Below are 1,760 nucleotides of genomic sequence, written 5' to 3'. Positions count from 1 at the left end.
TTTTTCTAAATTATTCAAACTTGTTTTTAAGTTTGTCTTTTTTTATACGTTTTGATTGATTTTTGTTTCACACTTTCACCTCAATGAGTATTATATATTAGACAAGTAGGTCATGTCATGTGAATTAGAGATAAAGTGTAAAAACACCTATCAGAAACGGTAGGTGCTCGTCTAATGTTGTGTCATTATTTCTTTGAATCAGTATACAATCCATATCCTAAAAACAAAATACCAATGACCATTGCTATAATGGCTTCTATTGATAGAAATGGTCCTACATATTCTAATCCTTTTTTAAACAGAGAAGCATCTTTTGTAGCAATATTACTCATGAACATAGCAGCTGATATGTATTTTGCAGAAACTAGAATTACGGATATCAGACAGAAAATAACACCAACACCTTTATTATTCATATTAGATCCTCACTTTCTTTGACAACTTAATTATATCATAATGACAAATATAAGAATAAGTTTTCTCATAAAAAATCCAGTTAATATTACAAGCATTTATGCACTTTGATATGCTTACAAATGATTTTCAAAAACTCTATATCAAATACAATCGTTTCTAAATCATGTGCAGCTTGATATATAGCAAAATCACTTACATATGCTGTGAGTGGATCACAATTCATCTCTACATCGTGAACAATTTACTAGAAAATTTTAAAGCAACAATCCTAGTTCTTTGCATTCTCTTTTAGTTCCAAAATATACCTATCAAAATCGGACATAAATAATCTGTCCTGAATGATACGATATTTTTCAAATTCGGTTTCGGCTTTTGCTTTAGCAATCTCTGCAGTTATTTTACCTGCATCCTGAAGAACATCTCTATCATCAGCCATGAGGAATAGATCTAAACGTTTTGACCAATCTTCCATTGTCATTGGAATATAACGCTCTGCACGATCCTCTGCCAAATCAAGATAAGCAGATACAATACGTTCTAGAGAACGCATTTTCTTTTTACTCAAATAATTCTTCGCAATGGTCACATCACTTTTTAGAATCTTACCTTCTGGTGCAGCAGCCCAAGTAGTTAATCCCATATGGGGCTTTTCTGCATCTGCTCGTTCATAAACCAACTCTGCTGCTGTTCGATCGCAATCAAGAGATGTGGCATAGATGTCTGTTATCTTCTGATAGAATCTACGTTCAGAGATACGAATTTCGCGAATCTGTTCAAGCAAACGGTCGAAATACTCTACTGTAAGCACTGATCCACCGTTTTTTAGACGTTCATCATCCATGACCCAACCTTTGATTGTATAGTCCTTAACGATACCATTAGCCCATTTGCGAAACTGTACAGCTCTCTCGTTATTCACTTTGAATCCAACTGCAATAATCATTTGAAGATTGTAGTGCTTTGTATTACGAGTGATTTTACGTGAATCTTCAGTTTGAACTATTAGAAAATTTCGAATAGTTGCGGACTCTTCTAATTCACTATCTGCATAAATCTTCTTAATATGAGCATTTATCGTTGGTAAACTAACGTCATATAATGTGGCCATCATCTTTTGTGTTAACCATATATTCTCATCTTCATAGCGCATTTCAATACTGTTCTGCTGATCACCTACAGAGGCAACATATGTTAAGTATTCTGCTGCACTAGAACGAATTGTTATTTTATCATTTTTCTTTTTACAATTGAGGAACATAAAAAAGATTTGAATACCCATAATCTACAGGTAACGATTTAAGAGAAGTGTGGAGCAGAAATATTCAGGATATAGACTATTTGTC

2 protein-coding genes are annotated in these 1,760 nt (G+C 33.3%); both read right to left on the bottom strand.

The window, feature by feature from the left end:
- Window positions 1-185: 185 nt before the first annotated feature.
- Entirely contained in the window at window positions 186-416 is a 231-nt protein-coding gene (locus tag EAI80_RS13000) for a hypothetical protein (protein ID WP_129982371.1), read from the bottom strand.
- Between the two features lie 269 nt (window positions 417-685).
- Window positions 686-1,675 (bottom strand): RhuM family protein, encoded by a 990-nt coding sequence (rhuM, locus tag EAI80_RS12995; RefSeq protein ID WP_129982370.1) that lies wholly within the window; start codon window positions 1,673-1,675, stop codon window positions 686-688.
- Window positions 1,676-1,760 lie beyond the last annotated feature (85 nt).

It is taken from the genome of Catenibacterium sp. co_0103, assembly GCF_004168205.1.
Lineage (GTDB): Bacteria > Bacillota_I > Bacilli_A > Erysipelotrichales > Coprobacillaceae > Catenibacterium > Catenibacterium mitsuoka_A.
This window is presented reverse-complemented; position numbering and strand designations above follow the sequence as displayed.